Source organism: Idiomarina ramblicola (assembly GCF_003987255.1).
Taxonomy (GTDB): Bacteria; Pseudomonadota; Gammaproteobacteria; order Enterobacterales; family Alteromonadaceae; genus Idiomarina; species Idiomarina ramblicola.
In genome coordinates, this window is record NZ_PIQC01000001.1 from 132,549 (window position 1) to 153,006 (window position 20,458).

The 20,458-nt window shown below is 44.8% G+C and carries 20 protein-coding genes and 1 pseudogene; 14 read left to right on the forward strand and 7 right to left on the reverse strand.

The window, feature by feature from the left end:
- Position 1 precedes the first annotated feature (1 nt).
- The 4 genes from CWI78_RS00665 (at position 2) to rmf (ending at position 4,287) form a co-directional block, all read left to right on the forward strand.
- Complete coding sequence (locus CWI78_RS00665; RefSeq protein ID WP_126779264.1) at positions 2-241, forward strand: glutaredoxin family protein; 240 nt, start codon at positions 2-4, stop codon at positions 239-241.
- Positions 238-2,184, forward strand: coding sequence for an ATP-binding cassette ATPase Uup (gene uup, locus CWI78_RS00670; RefSeq protein WP_126779266.1), 1,947 nt, complete (start codon positions 238-240; stop codon positions 2,182-2,184). The genes CWI78_RS00665 and uup overlap by 4 nt, the downstream gene beginning before the upstream one ends.
- Before the next feature lie 6 nt (positions 2,185-2,190).
- Entirely contained in the window at positions 2,191-3,933 is a 1,743-nt protein-coding gene (locus CWI78_RS00675; RefSeq protein ID WP_126779268.1) for a DUF3466 family protein, read from the forward strand.
- A gap of 177 nt (positions 3,934-4,110) precedes the next feature.
- Positions 4,111-4,287: a ribosome modulation factor gene (gene rmf, locus CWI78_RS00680; RefSeq protein WP_011234532.1), complete on the forward strand. Its 177-nt coding sequence runs from the start codon at positions 4,111-4,113 to the stop codon at positions 4,285-4,287.
- 76 nt (positions 4,288-4,363) lie between these two features.
- Here the strand turns inward: rmf and fabA are convergent, their stop codons facing one another.
- Together fabA and CWI78_RS00690 are read right to left on the reverse strand one after the other, a co-directional pair.
- On the reverse strand, positions 4,364-4,876 hold the full coding sequence (gene fabA, locus CWI78_RS00685; RefSeq protein WP_126779269.1) for a 3-hydroxyacyl-[acyl-carrier-protein] dehydratase FabA: 513 nt from the start codon (positions 4,874-4,876) through the stop codon (positions 4,364-4,366).
- Between the two features lie 83 nt (positions 4,877-4,959).
- Positions 4,960-6,876, reverse strand: a complete 1,917-nt coding sequence (locus CWI78_RS00690) for an AAA family ATPase (RefSeq protein WP_126779271.1) — start codon at positions 6,874-6,876, stop codon at positions 4,960-4,962.
- Between the two features lie 95 nt (positions 6,877-6,971).
- Here CWI78_RS00690 and CWI78_RS00695 point away from each other — a divergent pair, with 95 nt between their 5' ends.
- Together CWI78_RS00695 and CWI78_RS00700 are read left to right on the forward strand one after the other, a co-directional pair.
- On the forward strand, positions 6,972-7,364 hold the full coding sequence (locus tag CWI78_RS00695) for an Rcs stress response system protein RcsF (RefSeq protein WP_126779273.1): 393 nt from the start codon (positions 6,972-6,974) through the stop codon (positions 7,362-7,364).
- 323 nt (positions 7,365-7,687) lie between these two features.
- The gene (locus CWI78_RS00700) at positions 7,688-7,912 is read left to right on the forward strand and encodes a hypothetical protein (RefSeq protein ID WP_126779275.1); all 225 of its coding nucleotides are present in this window, start codon (positions 7,688-7,690) and stop codon (positions 7,910-7,912) included.
- A gap of 45 nt (positions 7,913-7,957) precedes the next feature.
- Here CWI78_RS00700 and CWI78_RS12910 read toward each other — a convergent pair whose 3' ends face one another.
- From CWI78_RS12910 to CWI78_RS00715, 4 genes and pseudogenes are all read right to left on the reverse strand, one after another.
- Entirely contained in the window at positions 7,958-8,221 is a 264-nt protein-coding gene (locus CWI78_RS12910) for a hypothetical protein (RefSeq protein ID WP_126779277.1), read from the reverse strand.
- A gap of 42 nt (positions 8,222-8,263) precedes the next feature.
- Positions 8,264-8,371, reverse strand: a pseudogene (locus CWI78_RS13020) (helix-turn-helix domain-containing protein); the annotation flags it as partial.
- Positions 8,372-8,507: 136 nt separating this feature from the next.
- The gene (locus CWI78_RS00710) at positions 8,508-8,984 is read right to left on the reverse strand and encodes a rolling circle replication-associated protein (RefSeq protein WP_126779279.1); all 477 of its coding nucleotides are present in this window, start codon (positions 8,982-8,984) and stop codon (positions 8,508-8,510) included.
- A 301-nt stretch (positions 8,985-9,285) separates the two neighbouring features.
- Positions 9,286-10,197, reverse strand: a complete 912-nt coding sequence (locus CWI78_RS00715; protein WP_126779281.1) for a LysR family transcriptional regulator — start codon at positions 10,195-10,197, stop codon at positions 9,286-9,288.
- Positions 10,198-10,312: 115 nt separating this feature from the next.
- Between CWI78_RS00715 and CWI78_RS00720 the strand changes: the two genes are divergently transcribed.
- Positions 10,313-10,873 (forward strand): FMN-dependent NADH-azoreductase, encoded by a 561-nt coding sequence (locus tag CWI78_RS00720; RefSeq protein ID WP_126779283.1) that lies wholly within the window; start codon positions 10,313-10,315, stop codon positions 10,871-10,873.
- Between the two features lie 16 nt (positions 10,874-10,889).
- Here CWI78_RS00720 and CWI78_RS00725 read toward each other — a convergent pair whose 3' ends face one another.
- On the reverse strand, positions 10,890-11,081 hold the full coding sequence (locus CWI78_RS00725; protein ID WP_126779285.1) for a zinc ribbon domain-containing protein: 192 nt from the start codon (positions 11,079-11,081) through the stop codon (positions 10,890-10,892).
- A 102-nt stretch (positions 11,082-11,183) separates the two neighbouring features.
- Here CWI78_RS00725 and CWI78_RS00730 point away from each other — a divergent pair, with 102 nt between their 5' ends.
- From CWI78_RS00730 to ccoP, 7 genes are all read left to right on the forward strand, one after another.
- Positions 11,184-12,248 carry an efflux RND transporter periplasmic adaptor subunit gene (locus tag CWI78_RS00730; protein WP_126779287.1) on the forward strand — a complete coding sequence of 355 codons (1,065 nt, stop codon included), beginning with the start codon at positions 11,184-11,186 and terminating at the stop codon, positions 12,246-12,248.
- Complete coding sequence (locus CWI78_RS00735; protein ID WP_126779289.1) at positions 12,241-15,366, forward strand: efflux RND transporter permease subunit; 3,126 nt, start codon at positions 12,241-12,243, stop codon at positions 15,364-15,366. Before CWI78_RS00730 ends, CWI78_RS00735 begins: the two co-directional genes overlap by 8 nt.
- 100 nt (positions 15,367-15,466) lie before the next feature.
- On the forward strand, positions 15,467-17,107 hold the full coding sequence (locus CWI78_RS00740) for a methyl-accepting chemotaxis protein (RefSeq protein ID WP_126779291.1): 1,641 nt from the start codon (positions 15,467-15,469) through the stop codon (positions 17,105-17,107).
- A gap of 137 nt (positions 17,108-17,244) precedes the next feature.
- Entirely contained in the window at positions 17,245-18,681 is a 1,437-nt protein-coding gene (gene ccoN / locus CWI78_RS00745; RefSeq protein ID WP_126779293.1) for a cytochrome-c oxidase, cbb3-type subunit I, read from the forward strand.
- A gap of 11 nt (positions 18,682-18,692) precedes the next feature.
- Positions 18,693-19,313, forward strand: coding sequence for a cytochrome-c oxidase, cbb3-type subunit II (gene ccoO, locus CWI78_RS00750; protein WP_126779295.1), 621 nt, complete (start codon positions 18,693-18,695; stop codon positions 19,311-19,313).
- Positions 19,313-19,495 (forward strand): cbb3-type cytochrome oxidase subunit 3, encoded by a 183-nt coding sequence (locus CWI78_RS00755; RefSeq protein ID WP_126779297.1) that lies wholly within the window; start codon positions 19,313-19,315, stop codon positions 19,493-19,495. Before ccoO ends, CWI78_RS00755 begins: the two co-directional genes overlap by 1 nt.
- Positions 19,488-20,441 carry a cytochrome-c oxidase, cbb3-type subunit III gene (gene ccoP, locus CWI78_RS00760; RefSeq protein WP_126779299.1) on the forward strand — a complete coding sequence of 318 codons (954 nt, stop codon included), beginning with the start codon at positions 19,488-19,490 and terminating at the stop codon, positions 20,439-20,441. Before CWI78_RS00755 ends, ccoP begins: the two co-directional genes overlap by 8 nt.
- Positions 20,442-20,458 lie beyond the last annotated feature (17 nt).

Sequence of the window (20,458 nt, forward strand, 5' to 3'; positions counted from 1 at the left end):
AATGTCAGACTTTTATTTGCTGATAAAGCCGAATTGCCCGCTCTGTACTCAGGCTATTCAGTTATTGCATTCGCTGTCACTGGATGAGCCGGTTGAACTTGGCGTGGTCGACATTGCCGAACAGCAGGAGCTGCAAGAAGAGTACGGCTGGTTGGTACCAGTCTTTATTCGGGGAAAAGACGACGCAGAATTGCGTTGGCCTTTCGATGCTAATCAATTGCTGGAGTTTGTAGAGCAATGAGTTTATTACGTGTACAAGATGCACACCTGGCCTTTGGCGCTGATGCCATTTTAGACGGTGTTGATTTTACCATTGAAGCCGGTGAACGAGTTTGTTTGGTTGGCCGTAACGGTGCCGGTAAATCCACCTTTTTAAAAGCAATAGATAACGAAGTGGTCTTAGATTCAGGCCAGATACAGTGGGTAGGCGACACTAAAGTGACCCGTTTGCCGCAGGACCCGCCTAAGCAGTCGGAACAAAGAGTTTTTGATTATGTTGCCGAGGCTCTCGCGGAGTCCGGTAAAGCGCTGGCCCGGTATCATGAACTGTCTGCCAGTCTTACTGATTCACCCAGCAGCGCAACGCTTGATGAAATGGACAAACTGCAGAATCAACTGGACGCTATTAACGGCTGGCAAGTCAATACGCGAATAGAGCAGGTTTTGACTCAGTTGCAACTACCGGCGGATGAAACCATGGCCGCACTTTCGGGCGGTTGGCTGCGTCGCGTAGCGCTGGCTCGTGCCTTGGTGGTTGATCCGGACATTTTACTGTTAGATGAGCCGACCAACCACTTGGATATTGAAATGGTGCGTTGGCTGGAAGAGCAAATCGTTAACTTTTCCGGCGCCGTGTTATTTATCAGTCACGACCGGGCATTTATCCGCCGTTTGGCCACACGAATTATCGATTTAGACCGCGGGCATTTAACCAGTTATCCGGGCAGCTACGATACTTACCTGCAGAAAAAGCAGGAAGCACTAGAAGTTGAAGCAAGCCACAACGCTGAGTTTGATAAAAAGCTGGCAGCTGAAGAGACCTGGATACGCCAGGGCGTTAAAGCGCGTCGTACTCGCAATGAAGGGCGGGTACGCGCTTTGCAGGATTTACGCAAGCAACGTCAGCAAAGACGAGAGCTTCAGGGTAAAGCGAACCTGTCAGTGAACGAGTCTTCTCGTTCCGGTAAAAAAGTGTTTGAAGGCGAAAATATGGCTTTACGCTTTGGCGAAAAGCCCATTATTAATGATCTTGACCTGCTACTAATGCGCGGCGACAAAGTGGCGTTTGTGGGGCCTAACGGTTGTGGTAAGAGTACGCTGATTAAGGTTATTTTGGGTATGCAGGACGTCGATAGCGGAAAGGTTCAGCTAGGCACGAATCTGGAAGTTGCTTACTTTGATCAACATCGATCGCAACTGGATCCTGAACAAACCGTGATGGATAACGTGGGTGACGGCAAGCAGGACATCGAGTTTCAAGGCCGCAGTCGCCATATTTTAAGTTATTTGCAGGACTTCCTGTTTTCACCGAAACAGTCGAGAACTCCCGTCCGGGCATTATCTGGCGGTGAGAGAAACAGGGCGCTACTAGCTAAAATACTGCTTAAGCCCAGTAATATTCTGGTACTGGATGAGCCGACTAATGACCTTGATATTGAAACCTTAGAATTACTTGAACAAATAGTTGCGAATTATCAGGGTACGGTTTTGCTTGTCAGTCACGATAGGGAATTTGTCGATAACACAGCAACGAGCGTGCTGTACTTTGAAGGCGAGGGCGTTATTACTGAAGTGATAGGCGGTTTTACAGAACTAAACCACTATTTGGCCGCAAAAGCCGAAAATTCATTTCATAACAACGGAACCAAAGCAGCAGCGAGAGAGTCTGACAGCAACAAAAGTTCGCAAAACAAGCAGAAAACGGCAGACAAAGGTTCAGACAAACCCAGGAAGAAGTTATCCTATAAGCTGCAACGTGAACTAGAACAGTTACCCAAAGTTATTGCTGAAAAAGAAGCTAAACTTGAAGAATTACAACAGTTAATGAATGAACCGGGGTTCTTCGAACAGCCATTAGAAAAAACTGAACCAGTCATGAGTCAAATAGCCGAAATTGAAGGGCAGTTGATGCAGGATCTGGAGCGCTGGGAAGAACTGGAAAACTTATCAGAACAGAGTAGTTAGTTAATAATGAAATCATTTACGCTGAAAACACTCACTGTCGCTATTGTGTCGACAATATCTTTGTCTGCAGTAGCAGATAAATATCAAGTTGAAGAAATTCCGACTGCAGATAACTTCCGCAACAGTTTTGCGCAAGATATTAACGCTCAGGAGTTTATTGTCGGTGTTTCAAGATTACCGACTGATGTAGAGATTGATTTGACTAAGGTATCGACCAACATTCTAAGAAATGCGGGTATTACCGATGTAGAAGAAGTCGAAACGTTAACGCAAGAGCAGCGTGAATATATCACGCGACAGCTGGCCAACGAAGCCAATTCCAATGCTCAACAGCAACGGGTTGGTGTTAACGGAGCTTACTACTTTGATACAACGACTCAGTCAATAGAGCCTTTTCCGGCAAATGAGGATCAGCTTGCAGACAGCACTGACAGCTATTTCTATTCTATAAATAACCAAAACTCTGCAGTGGGTTTTAGTAGCGCTCCATTTAGCCTTATAGAATACAGTTACACCGATGGTGATGGTGAAGAACAAAATCGGGAATACTTCGTATCGGACTTCATTACACGCGGTGTTTGGTACAACAACGGTGAAACAGCCTCAATTACGCCGCCAGAAACAGAGTATCTGGGTGGTGAAAGTGCTTTGTTTGACATTAACGAAAGTGGACTCGCCGCAGGTTATGCCAGTATTGATGTCAGTCCCAGAGCGGAAGAACGAATCGCCAGTTGCGCTCCTGAAGATGAAGAAGTCATTGTTACCACGCCATTTCAGGTCTGTGCGTGGAATATTTGGTTTGAGTTAAAAACGGCAGGAGCGACTAATATCGAGCCGTATTATAACCCCTATTTTGGTGGTAGCCGTTCAAACTTCTCAGCCAGACGTTCAATTTATGATATCAGAGGCTTCCTATGGCAACTTGATGCTAATGGCGAAGTCATTAGTGGCCAAGAGCTGGGAACCTTAGAGCCTCGCGATGAAGAAGATGAACGTGATTTTTCAAGTTATGCTTTTGCTGTAAACAATAACGACATCGCAGTCGGTCAAAGCTGGACCTATCATTCTCAACGTGGCGCGATTCGCATGCCGGCCGTTTTCATTAATGGTGACGCAGTTGCTGTATCTGAAGAAGATAAGTACTTTTGGGGAGCTGCGAACGATATTAATGACAACAATGTAACGGTAGGCTATTTAGTTGAAAACCTTTCCGGAACACTGAGAAACACCGGCTTTATTTATGATATCGATGCTGACGAGTTGACTCCTGTTCCAGGTTTCTTTACAGGTTCATCGACTATTGTCCACTCTATTAATAATAATGGTATGGCAGTCGGTACCGGTGAAATTGAAGCAACACTCTCTAATGTAAGGCAACGTGTTGGTTTTGCTTATGACAGCACCGATGATGCCGCAGAGTTCATTAATTTGAACGACGCAATCAGTTGTGAGAGTCCTTATAATATCGTTGAAGCAAACAGCATCAATGATAATGGCGTCATCCTCGCCACGGCTCTGAAACAAGAAGAGTACCAGGACGAGTCAGGGGAAACTCAAATTCGCGAAAAGTCGGTGACGGTAAAACTCGATCCAGTTGAAGGCGAATTGAACAATTGCCGTCAGGAAGAAAACCAAGTAGAACGTGAGGGCGCATCAGTTGGGCTATCCTCATTGCTAACTTTGGGTTCTTTAGGCTTGCTTATTACAGCAATAAGAAGAAGAGCTTTTCTTAAGACCAAAAAATCATAATAGCGCACTGAACAAAAAGTAGCACAGTTTCAACTCGTTAAAAAAAGTCAATGGATACTGTGCTGCTTTTACAATTGAACTCTACTGAAATAAGTCTATCAATAGTAGTGAGGCAGGAAGAAAAGTGTCTCAACTCTCTAAATAATAATCTGTGAATAACAGGCGAGGGATAGATTTATGAAAAGACAAAAGCGAGATCGCTTTGAAAGAGCACATACTCAAGGCTTTAAAGCTGGTTTGCATGGTCGCTCAAAAGACAACTGTCCTTATCAAACCCAAGATGATTTTCGTTCCCACTGGTTGGGAGGTTGGCGAGATGCAATGGAGGCTAGGAATACCGGCTTATTCCGCTAATTGTCAGATAAATATCATAGTTAAATAATTGAAACGCCGATGCCAAAGCATCGGCGTTTTTTCATTTCAAAAGCAATTAGAACGTTGAGGTGTCTGTAAATAGACCAACTTTCAAGTCTTTAGCGGTATAGATTTCACGACCGTCAACTTCGACCCGGCCATTACCCACACCCATAAATAGTTTACGCTTAATAACCCGCGTCATATCGATGAAGTAGCTGACCTTTTTGTGTTCCGGAAGTATTTGTCCTGTGAATTTCACTTCACCCACACCTAACGCACGTCCACGACCAGGACCACCTGACCAAGCCAAATGAAAGCCTAGTAGCTGCCACATAGCGTCAAGACCCAAACAACCAGGCATGACCGGATCACCTTTAAAGTGACAATCGAAAAACCAGAGGTCAGGATGGATATCAAGCTCGGCGTGAATAAAACCTTTTCCGGCAGAACCGCCATCTTCATTAATTTCAATGACGCGATCCATCATTAACATATTAGGTGCCGGTAACTTACTGTTACCAGGACCAAACATTTCCCCGCGACTGCAGGCTAGAAGTTCTTCACGAGTAAAGCTCGACTGATTCATAAATACCCTAATTTATTATGTCCAAAAACTAAGGCGCAGTTTAGCGTACAACTGTACGCTAAACAAATCCGACAAGTTCTTTATTAGCCAAATACACGACGCCAAAAGCTACGAGGCTGATCATTGTCAGGATTATCCAGTGTACGTTCTCGCACATTCCGGAAGAGTGTTTTAACGTGTGTTTCAGTGAGTAGTTCTAAAGCTTCTTCAACATGTTCTACGGTATAAACATGGAACTGCCCATTTTTAACCGCTTCAACAATCTCATCATTCAGGTTGAGTTGGTGTTTGTTTGACTGCGGAATAATAACGCCTTGCTCACCGTTGAGCCCGCGATGAGCACAAAGCGCATAGTAACCCTCTATTTTTTCATTTACCGCGCCAATTGACTGGACATTGCCAAACTGGTCAACCGCGCCGGTAATAGCAAGAGACTGTTTAACTGGCTGCTCCGCCAGAGCCGAAATGAGGCAACAAAGTTCGCCCAGTGAAGCACTGTCGCCATCAACTTCGTAGTAGGACTGCTCAAATACGACGGTTGCCGAAACTGATAGCGGCTCGTGACGAGCAAACTGATTAGCTAAATAAGCGCTTAAAATCATGACGCCTTTGGTGTGAATATTACCGGAGAGATCGGATTTTCTCTCAATATCAATAATGTCACCGTCACCATAATGGATGGTTGCCGTAATCCTTGATGGCTCACCGAATTCACTACCGCCCATCGTCACAACGGTCAGGCCGTTTAACTGACCGATGGCGGAACCATGGGTGTCAATGCGGACCTGCTGTTCAAGAATACTGCGACGACTGAGTTCTGCAAGATTACCCTCGCGATCACGCTGCTGCTGAAGCGCTAAGTCAATTGCTGCTTTATCAATTTTTGCGTGTTGATTTTGCAACGCGCAGTCATTGGCTTCCCGAAGCACTTGCAGTAGCTGTATTGTATTTAATGTGAGTTCCTGCTGATAATCTGTGTATCGTGCGCAAACGCGTAATAACGCCGAGTAACCATCGGTTGTTAAGGGCAAAACATCGGCCAGCTGCCAAACGTACTGCAGGTAATTAAAGTAGGGCGCTACCGGCTCGTTTTGGGTTGCGTAATGGCCGTGGAAATCGGCCAGAAATGGGAAGAAATTATCGAAATCCTCATCGTATTCGCGCAATTGCGCATACTCATTGCGTGAACCCAGTAAAATAATTTTGATGTTAATAGGAACAGACTCAGGGCGATAAAAGAAGGCCGCACCTGCATCAGGAGACTGGCGAGGCCACTCAAATTCACCGCCTTCAATGACATCTTTCAAGCGTTTCCAAAGCTTTATGTTCTCAAGCAACTGAGCTACTTCAATAGCCAGAACACCGCCATTGGCCTTATGCAACAGCCCGGATTCAATGAGATGAAGCTCTGAACTGACTGTACCTTCAACCGACTGGACGCCAATATGGCCGAACAAGCGCTCTTCAGTTACACGGTCACAATAATAATAAGGGGCAGGGTGCTCATGTCCCACTAAAACAGATGCCAGGCTTTCACCCTGAATATCTTCAGCCTTTTTATCACGTATCTGCTGCATATAGTCTCGCAGCTTATGAGTATCAAACTGCTCTATAATCGCTTTATAGGCCTCTTCTCGTTGCTCTAAAGGCCGTTGCAGGAAGCCCCAAATTGCTTTAATTGCCGCTTCAGCTGTGCCGGAAGGCAAATTAACACAAAGCGGACGTAAAGGATCCGACGAATTTGCTAAATATAACCAGTCGTACCAGCTCGTAAACTCCCAGTGATTACCTTCAAAGTACGCATCAAGAATGTCACGCTTTAATAGTCCCGGCGGAAACAACGCATAGATATTTGAGTAGGTGCCGTGTTGACGCAAGGCACTATCTAACGCGTTAACTGCGCGCTTTTGTCCAACCAGAGCATTCTCTGTAAGCTCTGCTGGTAGCTCTTTAAGCCATTCTGTGGTTTGCGGCTGCAGTGCCAGATGGTCTAAATTCATTGATTTGTTCTTCTATTAACTTGCAATAAACACATGATAACAGAAATGGTTAATTGAGAGAGTTTTGCTATGGTAAATAAAAACGGAGATAAACCATGCAATCAATCAAGCTCAGCTCTGTCATTCTATTCAGTCTTTTAGTCGTTGGCTGCAAAAGCTTATCCGAAGACTCACTTTACCCAGAAAGCTATAAAGCTTCCTATGTAAGACAACTGAATGATTACCAATTAAAAGGAACCGGAGCTGAGGCGCTTGGGCTGGTTTCCGCTAGCGATTGTCAGTCAGAAAGCAGCAACGAACCCGCAAGCCGACAACAAGCTTTAGACAGATTAAAAGCTGAAGTCTATAACCTGGGTGGCAATGTTGTCGTTTTGTCATCTTGTCACGATACTCGAAATAACCAGTGCCAAAGTTCCATTTCCTGCATTGGCGGAGCGTATTTTATTCCGTGGCAACGCAGGCCAGGGAACCAGCGAAGAACTTTTTAGAAAAGCGGCTGAACTGGGGGTAATCTTCTTTAATATATGATTGCGTATAATGTATAAAATAATAAGTGAAGCGACACACGGTCAAAGCTAAGATTATCATATCCGCATTTTTTGTCTAGCAGGGCGTGGTACAAGGCTCTTAGCGGCATTGGATTCGCACTGATACACCTCTTTTTGAGTCCATATGGTTTGAAATATTGTCAATCATCAGGGGGCTTTGCCCCCTAATAACCCCCAAAAACGGATAAATATGGCATTGTAGGGGTATAACCGATGGTTATGACTTTGATCATTTGTCCATCACGAAATTACGAGGACGGTTAATGGAAAATTTAGAATTAATACTAGCAATCATTTTTGGAGCAATAATCCTTGTATGTTCCATAATTTATTACTCTGACTCTAATTTGAATAGCTGCTTTGTTTGTGAAAAGCCTTTTAAATCAATAAAACAACACAGGGTTTGGTGGGAATTTGATGGAACAAAGAGACCTGTATGTTTGAGGTGCGATAAAAAGCTAGAAAAAGAAATGGAACAAGGTAATTAACGGCTTAGCGCCAACCAACCCGTCATTCTGCCTGCTTGCTTGCCGCTAGCCTATCCTTGTTTTATGTAGGGTGTTCAGTAAAGAACTGGCTTCATCAACCATGGATTGTAAGCGTCTTTCTATTTCAGGGACTCGTTCACGCTGGTTTCTGGCAATATCGGCGTATCGCCTTGATGACCATTTGTAGAGGTTTAGGAACTCCAGTTCAGCCGCCTGAAAACGCCCGTACGGCGTGTTGATGTAATCACCATCTATATACCATTGTATATACGGCTCTCTATCAGGCAAATAGCCCCGAGCGACTATCATTAGGTACTTTGTAACGTGCTTCGGAGCTTTATTAGCGTCAAACCACCTGTAAACAGTTCTAAGCGATATTCCTAAGTCATCCGCAGCAGCAGGGTAGTTGAATCCGTAAATATGGACGAATAGGGTGCGGAAGTCTTTAAATTCAATCATGACTCAGTACCCGAAAGGTCTATATTCATGATCTGATGCCGATGATTACGCATCCAACGTTCGCCCAAAGCTTCTTTCATGCTTTCAAATGATGGCTCGACACCTAAGTGATCTGCTACTGAATGCACGAAAATGGCTAGTTTTGTTCTGAAAAGCTTGGCACCATCAGAAAACCATTTAGCTCTGGAGAAACAGAAGAATAATCTCGCTTCCTGACAGCTTCAAAATCAAAGCCAGTCCTAATGTCGGCATCAACTGAGATGAGTAAATGAAAATGAATCCGGCCGGATAGGTGGCGTTCCTGAACCTTTATCCAGGACACTGTGTTTTTTCTGAGGAAGTTCGAAGCAAAGGAGTTAAAACGGCGGTTAGCTTCTTTGGGTTTATCTACGGGCTCTTTAAAAGTCAGAGTTAGAAAACCGACTGAGTTTAAACCAAAGGTATCAATGAAATATTCAGTATTGAGAGACAACGCAAAAACCTGTTTTTTGACGTTTGAGGGTAAACTCTCGATTGAGTTGTTCTTATTTAGACAAGGAAGAGAATCTCCGCTGCGCTCCGATTCTCGAACCACTGATTCAGCATCTGAATCACAATTAAATTTTGCGACCATAATCTGCTCCATTTCTGGAGCAGGCAACGATTTTGTAGTACATTAATTACGTCACCTGCGAGTTCATTCGAAAAGTTTCTAGGTGACCGCGCCCCCGAGGTTTTGCCGAACCTGCGGGGGTTTTCTGTTTTCGCTAACCAGCTTTTCTGGTGGACGTCGCCAATCCAATTCCTACCAATTACACGCTTTTCTTAATAATCACATTAGGAGGTAAAATCGTTAAAATACTTAATTGCGTATAATGTATATTATGTTAAATCATTACTATATCAGCATAACAGCCCGACGAAGTACTTACTTTTTAAAACTGTCTCTGTGCCAATTCTGGAAGCTTTTCAGCAAGGAAATCGATGAGAACACGCACGGATGGTAGTATTCCGCGTCGATGTGAGTACGTCATATGCATAATACCAACCGGTAAATGCCAGTCCGTTAAAACAGGAACTAGCTCGCCGTTATTAACGGCCTCTGTGCAGAGGTAATTCGGTAAGCTGGCAATTCCAAGCTTATTAATTGCAGCTTCTCTTAAAACGATCATGTCGTCACTAATGAGTCGGGGTTTTATTCTGATGTTTTTTTGACTCCCGGAACTGTGAGTCAATTCATAGCCATATCGACCATGAGTGTAGTGCATGCTGAGATGTTCAAACTTTTGTAAGTCTTCAGGTTCGAGTATTGAATCGTTCTTAATTAATGCCGGCGCGATGTATAAAGTTTGTGGGGCTGGGCTGATTGGCCTGGCGATCAAACTCGAGTCTTCTATTGTTGGACGAACCCGTAAGGCGATATCAATGCCCTCTTCTATCAGGTTTACCGGACGATTGGTTACGATAAGTTGAATTTCAACTTCGGGATATAAACTCATAAATTCCGGCAACACCTGCACCAATAAGCTTTGGCTTAAGGCATAAGGTGCACTTATTTCAACTTTTCCTCGGGGTTTCTCTAGTAACCGTTGTGTGACTTGCTGGGCTGATTCCGCTGCGCTGACTAGACGTTCGCAGTGCACCAAAAATTCCCTTCCTACATCGGTTAGCTTGAGTCCACTTCTACTTCTATGGAAAAGTCGTGTGCCCTGCTCTTGCTCAAGTTGAGCCATTCTACGACTGATAGTTGACTTGGGCAGGCTAAGTTCCCGTGATGCTGCACTAATACTGCCTGAGGCAATAACTTGAGCAAAAAGGTAATAGTTTGTGACATCAGGAAAGGACATAAGTAACCTCTAAAATGGTTCCATAAATGGAACAAGAGTTCTCATTTTATCGCCTTATTAAAGTATTTGGAACAACTTATACTGCGTGAATCAATTGGAAAAAGAAGAGGTTTTTATGAAAGTTTTACAATTAGATTCCGGTATTTTTTTAGAGCAATCGGTCAGCCGTCAATTAAGCCAGGATATTGTCACTAAACTCAAGGAAAAACAGGACATTACTGTTGTGCACAGAGACTTAGTGGCCAATCCTGTTAGTCATTTAACTGCAGAAGAACTCTTAGCGGAAGAGAAACCTCTGATAGATGAGCTGGTGCAGGAGCTGTTCGACGCAGATACGCTCGTTATAGGCGCACCCATGTATAACTTTACTATTCCAACTCAACTTAAAGCCTGGATTGATCGTGTGCTACAAGCCGGTGTTACCTTCAAGTACACGGAGCAAGGTCCACAGGGCTTGGTCAACGATAAGAAAGTGTATATAGCGTCTGGCCGCGGTGGTATTTACTCTGAGGGGGATGCAAAGGCACTTGATCACCAGGAAAGTTATATGAAACAGGTACTTTCTTTTATTGGTATTACAGACGTTACCATTATTCGGGCAGAAGGTTTAAATATGGGCGACGAGCCCCGTCAGCAAGGTTTGAAAGAAGCTTCGCTGGACATTGAAACGATATAATCTTGTAAAGCGCACCTTACTCGTCATCACGGTGCGCTTTTATCTGCACATCATCCCCTAACTGCAGTATTTCTATCTCAATTGGCTGACAACAGACCTGACAATCGACAATCTGGTGTTGGCCAATATCGTTTAACCAGTCAACTTCAAGATCGTTAATTGCCATGCAATAAGGGCACTCAAAAGTTTTCGGATCCGTTAAGCTCATTGAAACACCTCAGATTTAAGACTTAGTCTACAATAGTAATCGAATCTGCTGGACTTTGCGTAGTCTATAAAATAATCGTTTAAATAAACTGGCTGAGTACAAATGAAGACATCATGGTTCAGACAATCGTTATTATTGACGTTGCTAATAATCAGCAACGCAGCGCTGGCTCAGACTCCGGTAGAATACGTTGACGCTAAAGAGAAATCGATAATAAATACTATCGATGTACCCACCACTCTATCCGCCCTTAATCGTTCTCAACTTAGTTTTTCGGTTGAAGGAAAGTTACTTAAACTTAGAAAGGATATTGGCGATGTTGTGAGCAAGGGTGAGGTGCTTGCGACACTGGATAAGCGCCGAATAGAGTCAACGATTGAATCACTTAAAGCTCAAGTCGCCAGTGCACAAGCAAGTCTGGCCGATGAAAAACAACAACTGAATGAATTGCAGACATTAGCTGAAACAGATTTCGCACCGGTTAGTGAGTTACGGCGTTCCCGCACCAGAGTCCGGGTTGCGGAAGCACAATTGGCTGAAACCAAAGCACTGCTTGAAGAAACAAAAGTTAACCTTAATTATCATGAACTGAAAGCCCCCTTCGATGGCGTTATAACGAGTAGAAATGCAGATTTGGGCGAATGGCTTAACTCTGATCAGATGGTATTTCAGTTGGTCGGCAATCAGGTTCTTTATGCTGATGCCTTTCTTTCGCAAGCCTATTACTCATCTATTAATTCAGACACAAGAGCAACCCTGACTTATCAGGGAACGGCGATTGAGGCGGAGGTGCTTCGTATTGTTCCTTTTATTGATGGAACTGATCGCTCTTTCAGAGTTCGCTTAATCGGTAGTTATCCAGACAAATGGGTTGCTGGTAACTCTTTAAAGGCAACATTCAGAATCGATACAGGTCGCCGTCAAACAACGGTTCCTCAGGATGCGGTTGTCCGATACAGTGACGGACGCACATCTGTTTGGGTTGCAGTTGAAGATAATGAACAGTGGCAAGCTGTTGAACGCCCTGTAGAGCTCGGCTTGCGCTTCGAAGGAAGTGTTGAAATAGAAAGCGGGCTAGAGAACTCCGAGCGCGTCATCGTAAAGGGTAATGAGGCTCTTGTAGATGGCCAGACGCTAGAGTTAACGGAGTCTGACGACTATGATTGAAGCCGTCATAAAGCACAAACACGTTACTATTGTCGCCATTTTAATACTCTGTCTACTTGGGATAACTGCAGCGTTTCGTATTCCGATCCAAATGATTCCTGATTTAGAAGTCCGGACCATCTCAGTTCAGACTCAATGGCCAGGTGCTACACCTCAGGATATCGAAAAAGAGATTTTGATTGAACAGGAAGAGTTCCTGCGAACTGTACCGAATCTACAACGTATGGAAAGCAGCGCCAGTAACGGTGAAGCAACCATAGAACTCGACTTTCCTTTTGGTGTTGATGTTACCGAAACATTAATCCTAGTTAACAATGCGTTAAGTCAGGTTCCGGATTATCCGGCTAACGTCGATGAGCCAAGAATATTTTCTGCTTCATTTTCAAGTAACGCCTTCATGTATTTCCGCGTAGCTCCAGTCGAGGAAAATCCTAAGAATATTAATATGATCATGATGCGGGATTATATCGAAGACAATGTCCGTCCGAGGATGTCATCGGTTGCCGGTGTCTCGCAGGTGAATGTGAGTGGTGGCGCGCAGAGGCAAGTTCGCATTTTAATGGATAAAAACGCGCTCATTCAGTACGGCGTATCGGTTAATGAAGTTCGCTCAGCCATAAGCAGTCGCAACCGGGATACATCCGCGGGTGAACTGGAACAAGGTAAACGTCGTTTTTTACTCCGCACTGTAGGTCGCTTTGATTCGCTGGAGGAAATTGAGAATACCATCATTCGCAGAACGGGTGACAGCCTGGTTCGGTTAAAGGACGTGGCAAACATAGACTTTAATCATTTTGAACTTAATAGTGAATCCTGGTTTAAAGGTCAACAGGTACTTAGTCTTCAGGTTCAGCGTGAACTTGGATCCAATGTTATTGATATTAAGTACGCCATGCTCGACGAGGTTGAACGTATTAATGAAGAGTTGCTGCGGCCAGCGGGAATGGAGATCACCCTAAACTCAGATGACGTTCGTTACGTGGAGAGCTCAGTTCAAAATGTCTTAGTAAATTTATTGCTGGGTGCCCTATTTGCAACCTTAGTGATGTACGGCCTTATGCGGTCCGGCCGCGCAACGCTGATTGCTGTAATTGGTATCCCCATCTGTACTCTGGCCGGCTTTCTCGGATTGTTGTTGCTGGATCGAACTATTAATGTGATTTCGTTAGCGGGCATCGCTTTTGCGATTGGTATGACACTGGATAATACCATTGTTGTACTAGAGAGCATTGAACTTGAGCGTCGTAAAGGACTTAACCCGAAGGATGCCGCAATTGAAGGGGTGAAGCGAGTCTGGACTGCGGTACTGACCTCCACCCTGACCACCGTCATGGTCTTTCTGCCCATACTCTTTATTGTACAGGAAGCCGGGCAGCTTTACTCCGACATCGCTATCGCTATCTCTGCGTCCATTATTGCGTCAATGTTCGTGTCTGTCACATTAGTGCCCTTGTTAGCGGCTTACTTTCCTGCCAAGGCAAAAACGGAAGTGACCGACAAGCTGAGCCATCGTATTGATTCGATAAGCAGTCGATTATTACGCTCAAAACAATCGAAGCTGGGTACGGTAGGAGTTACTTTGGTTGCTGTCGTGGGTATCTGGTGGTTCTTAATGCCGCCAGCGGAGTACCTGCCCGAGGGTGAAGAAGCAAAAACCTTCGCTACAATGAGCGCCCCACCCGGCTACAATTTGCAAACCATGTCATCTATTGGTGATGAAATCCGAGATATTTTTGATCCGGCTTTAACAACAGAAAACTCAGAGATAACTCGTTCAGGCGTTACTATTCCTGCGCTTAAAACAATTAGTTTTAGTGTCGCGCCGTCAAATATTCGAATTATTGCTGAAACTCGGGATAAGAACAGAATTGACGAATTAATGAACGTGATTACGGATGTTTACGAACGCTATCCGGGCATGCGGGCCTTTGCTGCGAAAGGCTCTATCATCAGTAGTAATGACGGCGGTACCCGCAGTATTAATGTTGATGTTGGTGGACAAGAGTTAAACGAGGTGTATGCCGCAGCCCGAGCTATCTATCAGCGTTCACAGACGGTATTTGAAAACCCCAGAATACAATCGACACCCAATTCATTGACCCTGGCTCAACCGTTATTAGAAATACGTCCAGACTGGGAGCGAATGAGTGAATTGAACTTAGATGCTGACAGCTTTGGCTATGCTGTGTCAGCTCTCACCGATGGTGCCTTTGTTGGGGAGTATTTTCAGGGCGACGATAAAATTGACATGTACCTTTATAGCGAAAAAGGGACCGAGGTGACCCCTGAAATGCTGGAAGACTTGCCGGTTCTTAGTGTCGATGGTCGCTCGGTGGCGCTTAATGCTATCAGCGATGTTCGGCAAATAGTTGATACCAGCACCGTGCGTCGCATCGACAGTCGACGAACTGTCACTTTAAATATTATTCCGCCGGAATCAGTAGCACTGGAATCCGGTGTTGAAATGGTTAGGACTGGAGTCCTGCAACATCTACGCGATGAAGGCATTATTGCCGCTGATATTTCAACTCAGTTATCCGGCGCGGCCGATCAATTAGCGGAAACTCAGGCAGCCTTAAGTGAAAATTATCTTATTTCTGTGGCTATAATTTATCTGCTGATGGTTGCTATATTCGCGCATTGGGGCTATCCCCTGCTGATTATGGCGACTATTCCTATGGGGATCAGCGCCGGTATCGCTGGACTGGCATTAATGAACGGCGTCGGGCAACTGTTGCCAGCTATTGGGTTGCAACCATTAAACCAGCCTTTCGATATGATCACTATGCTCGGTTTTCTAATACTGATGGGGACCGTTATAAACAACCCTATTTTAGTGGTTGAACGCGCTATTTATCTTCGCGATAAGGAAAACTACCCCATTAAAAAAGCGGTTCACGAAGGACTACTTTCCCGTGTGCGGCCTATTACTATTACCACCTTAACGACCCTTTGCGGTATCGCTCCTTTAGTTTTCATCCCGGGAGCGGGTACGGAACTCTACCGTGGGGTCGGAGCTATTGTGATGTTCGGGCTAATTGGCGCTGCCCTTGTCACTATTTTTACATTGCCGGCATTATCTGCACTAGTACTTAAAAAGCGAATGGAGAATTCTTAGACAAAACATTGATCTTTGCCCTACTTTATTACTGTAAATATTTTGTAAACTGCCGATAATTTTTTAGATAAGCTTCTCGTCGGTTGGCTAAGGATCATCAATGAAGATCATACAACAGTTAAGTATTACGCAGAGACTTGTATCGCTACTGGGAATTGCCGCTTTAGGAACGGCTTTGATGGTGGCGTTTATGATGTTTATTCTGAACAACCTTTTGGTTGAAGAAGAAAAACGAAAACTCAACGCCGTACTTGATGCAGCTCATACCATAGTCAGCCATTACCATGAGCAATATCAGAATGGTAACCTGAGTGAATCTGAAGCCAAGGCGGAAGCGTATGCTCGTCTGGATAACATTAGATACGAAGGCGTAGAGTATATTTTTACGCTGAGCCGCGCTGGTGTTTTGGTGCAGCACCCTTTTTCTAAGCAATTAGTTGGCCAGGATGTCACTAGCTATGAAGATCCAGAGGGCACACGATTGTTCCAGGAAATGGTTCAAAAAGCACGATCCGCTGACCGCGCAACCGTTGAGTACATATGGCAAAAAGGCAGTGACGAAAGTAACCTGGTGCCAAAAATTAGCAGAATACGAGTGTTTGAACCCTGGAATCTTATTATGGGGACTGGCCAGTACACCGACAATATCACCGGTATGTTGTGGCAGGAGTTTTTGAAATTAGCCGGTTTAGCTGCATTTTTGGCCATCCCTCTCCTCTTTGTTTTTGTTTTGATCATACGCAGCATTACCCGTCCGCTGAAAGCGATTAATAATGCCATGTTTGATATTGCTGAAGGTGAAGGTGATTTAACCCGCCGGCTCGATGACTCAGGCTCTGATGAATTAGCCAAGTTGGCAACCTCATTCAATACCTTTGTGGACAAAATTCAGCAATTGGTGCAAAGCGTCCAGGAGAGCGCTCAAAATGAGAGCGAAGCTGCCAGCCAGCTCACTGACTTATCGACTACCAGTAGCCGCCAGAGTGATGAACTGAGTTCGCAAACAAGCTCTATTGCAACCGCGATTACTGAATTGTCGTCATCGGCATCAGAAGTTGCCGATCATGCTCGCCAGGCAGCCGATTCAGCGAACACCGCAGATGAAGAAGCCGGCCGTTCTGCAATTATTGTTCGCGAATCCGTCAACAACATTGAAGCATTGACCTCCGAACTCAGTAAGGCTGGAGAAAAGGCCCGGTTGTTACAAGATGGTTCAGATAAAATTGGTAATATCTTAGGTGTTATTGTTGCCATTGCCGAACAAACCAATTTATTAGCTTTAAATGCCGCTATTGAAGCCGCCAGAGCCGGTGATGCCGGTCGTGGTTTTGCAGTTGTCGCTGACGAAGTCAGAACGTTAGCGACCCGGACCCAGCATTCGACCGATGAAATTTCTTCTATTGTTGAGAGTATTCAGGGTGCGATTAAAGAGGTCAGTCAGATTATTAATGATGTAGAGCATCGTTCCTCGTCAACCAACGAAGAAGCATTGAAAGCTGAGCGGGCAATTAGTCAGATTCAAGAGGCGGTAGCCAACATTTCCAGCATGAACATTCAGATTGCTTCAGCGACTGATGAGCAAAGCCGGGTAACGAAAGATCTCAATGAAAATATCACCGGTATCTCAGACCTTTCTCATGCTAATCAAGACGCAAATACACGTGTCGCTGAAGTGAGTCAGGATCTCAGTAAAAACAGCGTTGATCTAAGTCAACTTGTCAGCCGATTCAAGACGAAATAAGCCCAAAGGTACTAGGAATACAAAGAATCTCCCCTGTACCTTTTTGCTCATAAGACGTAAAATAGGCGCACTTTTACATGGATTGTGTCTGGTAAAAGTCACCTTTTTCCTGATCTTAATCACTGCGGATTTAAAAGATGAGTCAAACAATTCCACAACAACCGATCGAATATAATATGAAGGTCGTTCGACAGTTTACTGTCATGACCATTATTTGGGGTATCGTCGGTATGGCGTTGGGCGTATTGATAGCTGCTCAGCTAGTCTGGCCGGAACTAAACTTCAATACACCTTGGTTAACTTACTCCCGTCTTCGTCCACTGCACACAAACGCGGTTATTTTTGCGTTTGGTACCAGTGCACTTTTTGCTACTTCTTACTACGTTGTTCAGAAAACCTGTAAAGTCAGCTTATTTTCAGACAAGCTGGCAGCCTTTACTTTCTGGGGGTGGCAGGCGGTCATCCTTGCAGCGGTTATTACTCTGCCTTTGGGGCTAACCAGCAGCAAAGAATATGCAGAACTTGAATGGCCAATTGATATTCTGATTGCTGTCGTTTGGATCGCTTATTTAATCGTCTTTTTCGGAACACTGGCAATTCGTAAAACATCGCATATCTATGTGGCTAACTGGTTCTACGGCGGTTTCATTGTCGTTATTGCTATGCTGCATATTGTGAACAGCATGGCTATACCCGTCTCGTTTACTAAGTCATATTCCATTTACTCCGGCGCTGCCGATGCCATGATTCAATGGTGGTACGGACACAACGCCGTAGGTTTCCTTTTGACCGCGGGTTTCTTGGGGATGATGTATTACTTTGTTCCTAAACAAGCCGAACGCCCTGTTTACTCATACCGCTTATCAGTGGTTCATTTTTGGGCTTTGATTACGCTTTATATTTGGGCCGGTCCTCACCACCTGCATTACACTGCTTTACCAGACTGGACTCAGTCGGTTGGCATGGTGATGTCAGTGATTCTGTTCGTTCCTTCTTGGGGTGGCATGATCAACGGTATCATGACCCTATCGGGTGCATGGCATAAGCTCAGAACAGACCCTATTTTGCGTTTCTTGATTGTTTCTCTGTCATTCTACGGCATGTCGACTTTCGAAGGCCCAATGATGGCAATCAAATCAGTCAACGCCCTCTCTCATTACACAGACTGGACTGTCGGCCACGTGCACTCTGGTGCTTTAGGCTGGGTTGCGATGATCACCATCGGCTCTATGTATTACCTGGTGCCTCGTTTGTTTAATCAGAAAGAAATTCACAGCACCAAATTAGTGAACGTCCATTTCTGGTTACACACTATCGGTGTTGTTTTCTACATCGTTTCAATGTGGATTTCAGGAGTTATGCAAGGTCTTATGTGGCGTGCAACAAACTCAGACGGAACATTGACTTATAGTTTTGTAGAGAGTGTTGAAGCATCATACCCATTCTGGACCGGCCGTTTTATCGGTGGCGTTTTCATTGTCATTGGTATGCTGCTTATGGCTTATAACTGTTATCAGACAATTCGTGCCGGCCGTCGTGAGACAGCTGCAGGCAACGTCGTACAAACTGCCTGAGGGAGAGAATAATGAGTCGCTTTAAACACGAATTTGTTGAAAAGAACTTAGGTTGGCTGTCTATTTTGATGATTATTGCTGTTTCTATTGGCGGGTTGGTGGAAATCACTCCCCTGTTGTTCCAGAAGCAGACGAATGAGCCCATAAAAGGCTTACAACCTTATACCGCTTTGGAACTTGAAGGTCGAGATATCTATATCCGAGAAGGTTGCAACAACTGCCACAGCCAAATGATTCGTCCTTTCCGTGCAGAAACCGAGCGCTATGGGCACTACTCATTAGCCGGTGAGCACGTTTGGGAGTTCCCTCATCTTTGGGGCTCTAAACGCACGGGGCCTGACCTGGCCCGTGTGGGTGGGCGTTACAGTGACGAGTGGCACCATGTTCATTTAATGAACCCTCGCAATGTGGTTCCTGAATCCAATATGCCTGCGTTCCCATGGCTTGCAGAAAACACGCTGACCGGTGAAGACACCGCTAAGAAAATGGAAGTAATGCGTACGTTAGGTGTTCCTTATAAAGATGAGGACATTGCTGGTGCAAAAGAAGCCGTTCAGGGTGAAACCGAAATGGATGCACTTATCGCTTACTTGCAGTCTCTTGGCACCGCATTACAGCAGGCTGATAAGTAATGGATTATGGAACTTGGCGCGGCGTGTTCAGCCTGATCATACTGGCAATATTTATTGCTATTGTGGTTTGGGCGTTCAGCCGCCGTACGAAAAAACAATTTGATGAAGCGGCTAATTCCATATTTGAGGACGAATCATCAATAGATAAAAGCGACAAACCGGAGTCGAAGAAAGATGAGTAGCTTCTGGAGTGCATGGATAATTGTTCTAACCTTAGCCACCTTAGTGGCATTAATATGGCTATTGCGCTGGAACATGAAAAATTATACTCACATCGAAGAAGGTCAGGAAATGGACCACGAATTCGATGGGATTGTTGAGTTAAATAACCCTCTTCCTAAGTGGTGGACCTATCTATTCTGGGCCTGCTTTGTCTGGGGCTTTTTGTATCTGGCCTTGTTTCCGGGGTTGGGTAATTTTAGCGGGTTGCTTGACTGGAAAAGCTCAAACCAGGATGTTCAATCGTTAGAAGAGTCTCGGCAGGCTATGGAAGAAGCTCACGAAAAAGGCATGATTGTCGAGTACGACCGTGCGGTTCGTGCGGCGGAAGAAAAGTATGGCCCTATTTTCGAAGCTTTCGCAGAACAGCCTGTTGAAGAATTGGCAAAAAACGAAGACGCTTTAGATGTTGGTCAACGTTTGTTCCTTCAGAACTGTGCTCAATGCCACGGCTCTAATGCTATGGGGGGCCAAGGCTTCCCTAACCTAACAGATGATGACTGGCTTTATGGTGGCGAACCCAACGATATTAAAACGTCTTTACTTCAAGGACGTCGCGGTAACATGGCCCCCTTTGGCGAGCAGTTTAGCGACAAAGAAATTAATGAGTTAGCGAATTATGTTGCCAGCCTGAGTGGCCGTGACAGAGATCCTGATCTTATTGAAGCCGGCAAGGCTAACTTTGCGGTTTGCAGTGCATGTCACGGCGCTGATGGTAAAGGTAACCAACAACTTGGTGCACCAAACTTAACTGACGATGTGTGGCTGTACGGCGGTTCAATTAATAAAATTGAAGAAACCATTCGCTATGGTCGTAGTGGTGTTATGCCTGCCTGGAAAGATATTTTAGGTGAAGATAAAATTCACGTTATTTCAGCCTATGTCTACAGCTTATCTAACGACGAATAAAACGTAATAAAGCCCCG

Coding starts and splice junctions, on each gene's coding strand:
- ccoO (WP_126779295.1), top strand. CDS start 18,693: ATGAGTCGCTTTAAACACGAATTTGTTGAAAAGAACTTAGGTTGGCTG.
- CWI78_RS00725 (WP_126779285.1), bottom strand. CDS start 11,081: ATGAGCTTAACGGATCCGAAAACTTTTGAGTGCCCTTATTGCATGGCA.
- CWI78_RS00695 (WP_126779273.1), top strand. CDS start 6,972: ATGCAATCAATCAAGCTCAGCTCTGTCATTCTATTCAGTCTTTTAGTC.
- CWI78_RS00730 (WP_126779287.1), top strand. CDS start 11,184: ATGAAGACATCATGGTTCAGACAATCGTTATTATTGACGTTGCTAATA.
- fabA (WP_126779269.1), bottom strand. CDS start 4,876: ATGAATCAGTCGAGCTTTACTCGTGAAGAACTTCTAGCCTGCAGTCGC.
- CWI78_RS00740 (WP_126779291.1), top strand. CDS start 15,467: ATGAAGATCATACAACAGTTAAGTATTACGCAGAGACTTGTATCGCTA.
- CWI78_RS00755 (WP_126779297.1), top strand. CDS start 19,313: ATGGATTATGGAACTTGGCGCGGCGTGTTCAGCCTGATCATACTGGCA.
- CWI78_RS00690 (WP_126779271.1), bottom strand. CDS start 6,876: ATGAATTTAGACCATCTGGCACTGCAGCCGCAAACCACAGAATGGCTT.
- CWI78_RS00675 (WP_126779268.1), top strand. CDS start 2,191: ATGAAATCATTTACGCTGAAAACACTCACTGTCGCTATTGTGTCGACA.
- CWI78_RS00665 (WP_126779264.1), top strand. CDS start 2: ATGTCAGACTTTTATTTGCTGATAAAGCCGAATTGCCCGCTCTGTACT.
- CWI78_RS00710 (WP_126779279.1), bottom strand. CDS start 8,984: ATGGTCGCAAAATTTAATTGTGATTCAGATGCTGAATCAGTGGTTCGA.
- CWI78_RS12910 (WP_126779277.1), bottom strand. CDS start 8,221: ATGATAGTCGCTCGGGGCTATTTGCCTGATAGAGAGCCGTATATACAA.
- CWI78_RS00715 (WP_126779281.1), bottom strand. CDS start 10,197: ATGTCCTTTCCTGATGTCACAAACTATTACCTTTTTGCTCAAGTTATT.
- ccoN (WP_126779293.1), top strand. CDS start 17,245: ATGAGTCAAACAATTCCACAACAACCGATCGAATATAATATGAAGGTC.
- CWI78_RS00700 (WP_126779275.1), top strand. CDS start 7,688: ATGGAAAATTTAGAATTAATACTAGCAATCATTTTTGGAGCAATAATC.
- CWI78_RS00735 (WP_126779289.1), top strand. CDS start 12,241: ATGATTGAAGCCGTCATAAAGCACAAACACGTTACTATTGTCGCCATT.
- ccoP (WP_126779299.1), top strand. CDS start 19,488: ATGAGTAGCTTCTGGAGTGCATGGATAATTGTTCTAACCTTAGCCACC.
- CWI78_RS00720 (WP_126779283.1), top strand. CDS start 10,313: ATGAAAGTTTTACAATTAGATTCCGGTATTTTTTTAGAGCAATCGGTC.
- uup (WP_126779266.1), top strand. CDS start 238: ATGAGTTTATTACGTGTACAAGATGCACACCTGGCCTTTGGCGCTGAT.
- rmf (WP_011234532.1), top strand. CDS start 4,111: ATGAAAAGACAAAAGCGAGATCGCTTTGAAAGAGCACATACTCAAGGC.